The following is a 7522-nucleotide window of genomic DNA, read 5'->3' on the forward strand; positions in this document are numbered from 1 at the left end:
CGTTCACGGTCAGGTGCTTGATGAAAACGACGAACCGTTGCCCGCGCTTTATGCAGCCGGTGAGATGGTTGGCGGCCTTTACTACGTGAAATATGCCGGCGGTATTGGGCTCACTGCGGGTTCGGTGGTGGGGCGTGCAGCGGGCGCGCATGCCGCGCGTCATGGCATGAGCGGCAACGATGCATCGAACGGGAGGGCTGATGTCGCATGAACTGGAGGGGAAAGTCGCGCTCGTGACAGGCGGCGCGGGCGCGATCGGCGCGGCGGTGGCGGCGGCGCTCACACGCGCGGGCGCGATCGTCGTGAGCGCAGACAAGGCGCGGGCGGCCGTTGACGCGGTGCAGGCCGGAGTTCACGCCGAGGAACTGGACATCACGTCGCGCGACGACGTTGTGCGCCTCGTGACGCACGTCGTCGCGCGCCACGGTGCACTCGACATACTCGTGAACGCAGCAGGCGTGGTGTCGTTTGGTAGCGCCGGAACGCTTGCCGAGAGCGAATGGGACCGCGTGCTCGACATCAATCTTAAAGGCGTATTCCTTGCCTGCCAGGCAGCTATGGCGCCGATGAAGGCGAGCGGGTTTGGCCGCATCGTCAATATCGGCTCCGTCGTGGGCAAGAACGCCGGCAACGCTCGCCCGTGGCGCGACGCCGGCGAACAGGCAAAGGCCGGCAATGTCGCCTATGGCGTATCGAAAGCGGGCGTGCACATGTTGACGCTCTTTCTCGCGAAGGAACTCGCCGCACACGGCGTGACGGTGAACGCGGTTGCGCCCGGCCCGATTGAGACGTCGATGACAACCGGGTTTCCCGACGCGTTGCGCGAACTGATTCCGGCGGGGCGGATGGGAACGCCCGAAGACGTGGCTCGCGCCGTGCTGTTCCTGTGCGCGCCGGAGAATGGATTCGTGACGGGCGAAATACTCGACATCAACGGTGGAATGTACTGTGACTAATCAGGGGGAATACGAAGTGGGCAAGACAATTTATCTGGTGCTCGACATGCAAAACGATCTCGTTCACGCGGAGGGCCCGAGCGGGAAAGGACCGCTCGGCGGGCAGGTGCGTGAACGCGAGATCATCGCGCGCACGGCGCTCGTGCTGAAAAAAGCGCGTGCCGCCGGCGCGCTCGTGGGGTTCGTGCGCGTTGGGTTCAACGCGCACTATCAGGAGTGCCCGCCGAATTCGCCGGTCTTTTCGGGGGCGCCGGCCGCGGGACTGTTCAAACTCGGCGAGTGGGGCACGGCCATTCACCCAGACCTCGAAGTGCGCGACACGGACCTGCAGATCGTCAAGCATCGCGTGAGTTCGTTCTATTCGACGACACTCGAAGCCCAGCTTCGCGCGCAGGGCGTAACGCGTATTGTCTGCTCGGGCGTCTCCACTCAGGCCGTGGTGCAGGCCACGGTGCGCGACGCACACGACCGCGACTACGAGGTGGTGGCGCTCGACGACTGCTGCGCGGCGCATTCCGCACAGGAGCATGCAAATTCCATCGAGAGCATCCGGCGCTTTTGCCGCGTTGAGACTTCGGAAAGCGTGACTTTCGACTAACGCGTGATTAGAGCGTGACTGACACGCATCATTCGGGCGGCCAAAGGCAGAGCTTCGGCCGCACTCGGCCCCACGCCCACGGGAAACGCTACCATGAGCATTCGTATCTGGCATCAAAGCTTCACCGTCCTTTCCGATCTCGGTGCATACAGCCAGGCGCTTGAAGCGCACTTTCGCGCGATCGCGCGGCCCGACACGGAAATTGCCATGCATGGCATGGCGCAGGGCACCTATCGCACGAATTACCCAGGCGACGACATCAAGCATGCATCGCTGCAATATCTGCACGGATTGCAGTTTCTCTCGGCCGGCGTGCGCGCGCAGGAAGAAGGCTTCGACGCCTACGCGATCAGCACCTTGCCCGAGCCCGCGCTGCGCGAAACGCGCGCTTTGATCGATATTCCCGTGGTTGGCTACGGCGAGTCCGCGATGCTGCGCGCGTGCCAGTTGGGGCGTCGTTTCGGCGTGCTCGTGTTCATCGACGAGCTGGCCGAGCTTGTGGCCGACAACGCGGTCCGGCACGGCCTGGGCGAACGGTTCGCGGGCGCCCATCACGTCGGCTTCCAGTTCAGCGACGTGCTCGAAGCGTTCGGCGAACCTTCCCGTCTTATCGCGACGTTTCAGGAAAGTGCGCGCCGCCTCATCGCCCAGGGCGCGGAGGTCATCATTCCGGGCGAGGCACCTCTAAACGTGCTGCTTGCCCGCAACGGCGTGCATGAAGTCGACGGCGTGCCGGTCGTCGATTCGCTCGCCGCGTGGGTCAAGGATGCTGAAGCGCTTGTCGATCTGCGTCGCGCCGGCGCATATGGGCCTTGCCGGCGCGGTTATTTCTCCGGTAAGCCGGACAAGGCGCGCGTGCGCGAGATATTTGCCTTTTATGGGCTTGACGCCCTGCGTGCAAAATAGCGAAAACGCCGTCCGCGCACCGACGCATGGGCGGCGTGATTCTGCATGCGCGATTTAACGCGCGCGTTGCACCGGAATGCGATCGCGGTGATTGGGGCGGCTTTGCGGGCCGACGACATCGAGCATGAAGTCGCTGAACGCCTTGAGCTTGGGAGACACAAAGCTCGCTTTTGCCGAAACGAGGTGAAAGGCGCGGCCGCCGTGGTCCCAGTCGTCGAAAGCGGCAACGAGGCGTCCATCGGCCAGTTCCTGCCGCACGAAAATATCGAGCACGCAAATGAGGCCGAGGCCCTTGCTTGCGGCACTCACCAGAGCATCGGAGCTATTGAACGACAGTCTGCCTTCCGGCGATACAACGGTTTCCTCGCCGTCGCGCGCGAAGATCCAGGGCTGTGGCTCGGGCCGGCCTTCGGGAAGCAGGCCGAGGCACAACGCCGGATCGAGATCTGCGGGCGCATGGTCGCGCACGGCGTTGGCAACATCGGCGCGAGCGCATACCACGTAGCGGGCGCTATAGAGCGGCCGGGCAACCAGTTCTGAGTCTTCCACCGCATCCATGCGTATGGCGAGATCAAGCCCGCGCTCGATCAGCGCATGCGGCTGGTTGGTCAGATTGACCTTGACGGACAACGCGGGAAACTGCTCAAGAAACGACGGCAGCGCCGGCAGCAAGAGCGCATGGCCGATCGCAATGGGGGCTTCGACATTGAGGGTGCCGCTTACTTCCGAGTGCGATTGCGCCGCTTCCTGCTCGGCGGCATGGACCCCTTCGAGTAGAACCTTGCAGCGCGCATGAAAGCGTTCGCCCGCGTCGGTGAGCCGTAGATGGCGCGTATTGCGCTGCAAAAGCGTCACACCCAGATGCTTCTCCAGATTGCGCACGCACGACGTAACTGTTGCGTTCGCGAGATTCAGCGACTCGGCCGCGCGCGAAAAGCTGCCGCATTCCGTCACGCGCGCGAATACTTCCATTGCCCAAAGTCTGTCCATGCTTCCTCGTTAGATCGTTTTGCTGCCTTATGCTTGCCGCACGTTAGCGCGAGTTGGCGCGCGCGTCACGGGTCGCATCCATGCGCGCGATGAGCGCTGGCAGAAATGTTCCCCAGTCGGCCACGATTCCCACATCCGCCATGTTGAAGATATCCGCTTGCTCGTCGTTGTTGATCGCGACGATGCGCGTCGTCGTGCTCACGCCCGCAAGATGCTGCGGCGTGCCGGAAATACCCACTGCCAGATAGATCGCAGGACTAACAAACTTGCCGGACTGCCCGACTTGATGCGTGACCGGCAGCCAACCCGCGTCGACAGCGGGCAGGCTGCCGCCGAGCGCCGCGTCGAGGCGTGAGGCGAGTTTTGCGAGCAGCTCGAAACCATCCGGTCCCTGCATGCCGCGCCCGCCGCTCACCACGATACGCGCCGTCTCGACTGGTATGCGCGCGGCGTCCCCGGCAACGCCGACGATTTCTCCGGCATCGTGCGGTCCGCTCGATGCTTCGCGCCATTCCAGCGTTGCGGCCACGGCAGGCACCGCAGGCACGGATGGCACGGCGCAGGCGCGCGCCGTGCGCAAGGCGGCAAACCAGGGTCCGTGTCCGGCTCGAACGCGCACCGTACTGCGTCCGCCGAATACAGCCCGGTCGGCTTGTGCGTCGTTCGCATCGAACACTAGCTGCTGAACACGGCCGAATGCGCAGCCGTCGAACGCGGCGGCGAGGCGCGCGACGACTTCCTCGCCGAGCGCACCGGCAGGCGCGCAGACGCCATCGCCGTGTTGCAGGGCGAAGGCTTGAAGGGCACGCTCGAACACGCTGGCGAAATCGACAGCCTGGACCGGATCGCGCAAATCCGCCACTACGATGCAGACGATATGGTGAAGCGGCAGGCCTTGCAGCCGTTCAGCGAGTTCGGGACGGTGCGTACGCGTCACGCACATCGCAACGACTTCTCGCGCGTGGGGCTGGGCCATCTCCAGCACATCCCTGGCATGACTGACGAATTGCTGGGCGTCATCGTGCTCGTCGAGCAGCAACGCGATGATGCGGGAAGGGGATGTCATGGTCACGTTGGGCATGCGCTATCGAGAAGTTCAAGAACGGCAGCGAGTTGTGCGTCGAGTCCGGCGCGGGCATCGAGCGGCACACACCGTTCGCGCGCCTCGCGGGCCGTAGCGACGCATTGCACCGGCGTAATGCGGGAAGTGGCGCTGTCTTGACGGGCAACGGTATCAATCGTCAGTTTCTTCGCGAGCATCACGTTCTTCATGAGCGGATGGCGCAAGCGGTTACTGCGCGCGTTGGTGAGCGTCACGACGCAGGCATCGGGCACACTAACGTGTTCGGTCACATGACTGCGCGTGCGCACGGCGCGCAGCGTGCCGTTGCCGTCCACGCGCAGTTCTTCGGCCATCGTGAGGAGCGGCGCGCACGCTTCGCGTGCCAGCCAGGCGCTGAAGGTGCCGTCGTCGAGATCGCCGAATTCGCGGCCGGTGAGCCACAACGAGCCCGCGTCCGCAGCACGCAAGCCTGCGGCGATTTCGCGGGCGAACGCAGCGGGGTCCCAGCGCGCCGCATCGGCGACCGGGAGCAGGGCGAAGTGCTCCGGCTTATGGGCTGCGACCGCGCGCAGGAGTCCAGCCGCCCCAACGCCATCGGGCATGTAGACGGCGAGCGTGGCGTGCGGCAGCGTCTCGCGCAGGCGCAACGCCACTTCGAGCGCGGCCTCGTCGAAGGGACTCAGCTTGCGCGCCATGGCGTCCAGCAGCGCGGGGTCATGCAGCCAATCGCCGTGGGGAAGCGCCCACTTGGGGTCGAGCACGCCCGCAAGAATTACGCAGATCCGCATGCTAATGCTCCTCTGCGCCCGCGCTGCGGGCGGCAAGCCGGCCGAAGATCGCAGCCTTGCCAAGCGCCGTGCCGGTCATATAGGCGCCGCCGTGAAAGCCACCGACGATTTCGCCGGCGGCGTAGAGGCCGTCGAGCGTTTCGTCGAATACGTTCACCACGCGCATTTGCGCGTCCACGCGCAACCCGCAGTAGGTGCCGAAAACGGCCGCCGTGGAAGGATACGCATAGAACGGAGCCTGCTCGATGCGGCGCAGTTCGCCATGGTGATGAACGAGATGGCTGCGGCCGAACGCCTCGTCATGGCCCGATTCGACAGCGGCGTTGTACTGCACCACCGTGTCGAGCAGCGCGTCTTCGGGCACCTCGATCAGGCGCGCAAGTTCGGCAAGGCTGTGCGCCTCGATGAAAAGCCCTTCCTCGTGGCGGCGCTGAAAGTCGAGAATGCGCACGCGGTCGTCGCCGCTGTCCATGATGCGCTGATCGAGAATCTGGAACGTCGCGCCATAGGGCTGGCGAATCGCGGCGTCGCCAAGCAGCTTGTACGAGACCGATTCGTTGACGAAGCGCTTGCCGTCCTGGTTCACGGCAATTGCGCCTTTGTACACGGCGAGGCAGCTATGGTGATTCGTTTCGTCGACCGGATGCTTGCCATACGTGCCCTTGATATACGCCATGTCGCGCAGGTCCGCGCCGAACTCGAGCGCCATCTTCAGTCCGTCGCCCACGTTGCCGTCGCCACCGATGAACACTGCGTCGTCGTATTGGGGCGCATAGCGATGCACCATCTGCGCGTTGCGGCAGAAGCCGCCACTCGCGAGAATGACGCCGCGCTTCGCATGCAATGTGACGCTGTCACCGTTAATCGATGCGTGTACGCCTGTGAAACGGCCGTGTTCCGCGCGAACGAGGCGCAGCGCCGCGGCGTTCATCTGTACACTCACGCGGCGCGTTGCCGCGCAGGCGCGTGCGAGGTTGCGCACGGCGTCGGCGGGATCGACCGAATGCACGCGCGGCACCGATTGTCCCGACGAAGTCTCGATGGAAGGGCCGAACACTACGCCGTGCTCGCGCATCCAGTGGTACGTGTCGAGCTGGTGATCCACGTAGGCGCGCACGAGCGATTCGTCGTTGTCGAAGTTGCCGACTTCGCGCAGGTCGGAGAACAGTAGGGCGTCGCTGTCCTCCACGTCTTGCTCGCGTTGCAGATCGGTACCTGCAAAGGCGAGGCAACCTCCACTCATCGCCGACGAGCCGCCAGTTTCCGGTTGTTTTTCAAGCAGGGTGACCGTAAGGCCGGCGTTTGCGGCTTCGAGCGCGGCGCAGAAGCCTGCCATGCCGCCGCCAATCACCAGAAGATCGGATGTCGTCATCGCGTGCCTCCCTTAACAACGGCTGGCGATGGTCTCGCCCGCCAGTTTGCCGAACACGAGGCCTTTGAGCACCGAGGTCGCGCCGGTGTAATTGCCGTAGTACATGCCGATCGTTTCCCCAGCGGCGTAGAGGCCCGGGATGGGGGCGCCGTCCGTATTGAGTACGCGTGCGGCGGCGTCCACCTTCAGGCCGCCGAACGTGAAGACATTCGCCGAGATGATGGGATAGGCGAAGAACGGTGCACGGTCCACCGGCAACGCCCAGTTCGACTTGCGCGGTTCGAGCCCTTGCGTGGCGAGCCCATCGGCCGCGAGCGGATCGTAGCGGCCCTCGTGGCAAGCGGCGTTGTATGAGGCGACGGTGGCCGCGAGTGCTTCGGCGCTCACGCCGAGTTTCGCCGCCAGGGCTTCGAGCGTCGGCGCTTCGATCGCGGGCTGGTCGGTGCGGATCGCAAGGCGATAGTTCGGAACGTCCTTCACGCGCTGGTCCAGAATCACGTAAGCGATGCCTTCGTCCTGCTCGTAGATGCGGCGCGTCACGCGCTCATACCAGGCGTCGACCGTGCCGGGCGCTTCGTCGGTGAAGCGCTGACCGCGCTTGTTGACGAGAATGCCGTATGGAAATACGAAGATCGACGGCTCCGACACCCCCGAGCGCGGATCGACCGGCTCCGCATGGTAGCTGCCGAATTCGCCGCTAGGTGCGGCGCCCGCACGCAACGCCATGGCAATGCCTTCGCCTTTGTTGTAGTAACCGCCCTTGCACACGGGGCGCAGATAGACCGAGCGCGGACCGAGGTACTGCGCGAGCATTTCCGGGTTGCCTTCGAAGCCGCCACTGGCGAGCAC

The 7522-nt window shown here is 64.5% G+C and carries 8 protein-coding genes and 1 pseudogene; 4 read left to right on the plus strand and 5 right to left on the minus strand.

Annotated elements, in window-relative coordinates:
- The 4 genes and pseudogenes from VG320_RS17135 to VG320_RS17150 form a co-directional block, all read left to right on the plus strand.
- Positions 1 to 211: pseudogene (locus VG320_RS17135) on the plus strand (hypothetical protein); the annotation flags it as partial.
- Complete coding sequence (locus VG320_RS17140; RefSeq protein ID WP_327201278.1) at positions 201 to 956, plus strand: SDR family NAD(P)-dependent oxidoreductase; 756 nt, start codon at positions 201 to 203, stop codon at positions 954 to 956. The pseudogene VG320_RS17135 and the gene VG320_RS17140, both read left to right, overlap by 11 nt.
- Positions 949 to 1554, plus strand: coding sequence for an isochorismatase family cysteine hydrolase (locus VG320_RS17145; protein ID WP_327201280.1), 606 nt, complete (start codon positions 949 to 951; stop codon positions 1552 to 1554). Before VG320_RS17140 ends, VG320_RS17145 begins: the two co-directional genes overlap by 8 nt.
- Before the next feature lie 93 nt (positions 1555 to 1647).
- Positions 1648 to 2460 carry an aspartate/glutamate racemase family protein gene (locus tag VG320_RS17150; protein ID WP_327201281.1) on the plus strand — a complete coding sequence of 271 codons (813 nt, stop codon included), beginning with the start codon at positions 1648 to 1650 and terminating at the stop codon, positions 2458 to 2460.
- Between the two features lie 54 nt (positions 2461 to 2514).
- On the opposite strand, the gene VG320_RS17155 is transcribed toward VG320_RS17150, so the two are convergent.
- The 5 genes from VG320_RS17155 to VG320_RS17175 form a co-directional block, all read right to left on the minus strand.
- Positions 2515 to 3450 carry a LysR family transcriptional regulator gene (locus tag VG320_RS17155; protein ID WP_327201282.1) on the minus strand — a complete coding sequence of 312 codons (936 nt, stop codon included), beginning with the start codon at positions 3448 to 3450 and terminating at the stop codon, positions 2515 to 2517.
- Between the two features lie 43 nt (positions 3451 to 3493).
- A complete protein-coding gene (locus VG320_RS17160; RefSeq protein WP_327201283.1) occupies positions 3494 to 4516 on the minus strand; it encodes an electron transfer flavoprotein subunit alpha/FixB family protein in 1023 nt (340 codons plus the stop codon).
- A gap of 2 nt (positions 4517 to 4518) precedes the next feature.
- A complete protein-coding gene (locus tag VG320_RS17165) occupies positions 4519 to 5301 on the minus strand; it encodes a hypothetical protein (RefSeq protein WP_327201284.1) in 783 nt (260 codons plus the stop codon).
- Between the two features lies 1 nt (position 5302).
- Positions 5303 to 6673: a flavocytochrome c gene (locus VG320_RS17170; RefSeq protein ID WP_327201285.1), complete on the minus strand. Its 1371-nt coding sequence runs from the start codon at positions 6671 to 6673 to the stop codon at positions 5303 to 5305.
- Positions 6674 to 6685: 12 nt separating this feature from the next.
- On the minus strand, positions 6686 to 7522 hold an 837-nt coding region (locus tag VG320_RS17175), incomplete at its 5' end, for an FAD-binding protein (RefSeq protein ID WP_327201286.1).

The organism is Paraburkholderia sp. (assembly GCF_035948235.1).
Lineage (GTDB): Bacteria > Pseudomonadota > Gammaproteobacteria > Burkholderiales > Burkholderiaceae > Paraburkholderia.

Bases quoted from the DNA above. Each gene is read 5' to 3' on its own strand.
- VG320_RS17140 (WP_327201278.1), top strand. From the start codon at position 201: ATGTCGCATGAACTGGAGGGGAAAGTCGCGCTCGTGACAGGCGGCGCG.
- VG320_RS17150 (WP_327201281.1), top strand. From the start codon at position 1,648: ATGAGCATTCGTATCTGGCATCAAAGCTTCACCGTCCTTTCCGATCTC.
- VG320_RS17155 (WP_327201282.1), bottom strand. From the start codon at position 3,450: ATGGACAGACTTTGGGCAATGGAAGTATTCGCGCGCGTGACGGAATGC.
- VG320_RS17160 (WP_327201283.1), bottom strand. From the start codon at position 4,516: ATGACATCCCCTTCCCGCATCATCGCGTTGCTGCTCGACGAGCACGAT.
- VG320_RS17165 (WP_327201284.1), bottom strand. From the start codon at position 5,301: ATGCGGATCTGCGTAATTCTTGCGGGCGTGCTCGACCCCAAGTGGGCG.
- VG320_RS17170 (WP_327201285.1), bottom strand. From the start codon at position 6,673: ATGACGACATCCGATCTTCTGGTGATTGGCGGCGGCATGGCAGGCTTC.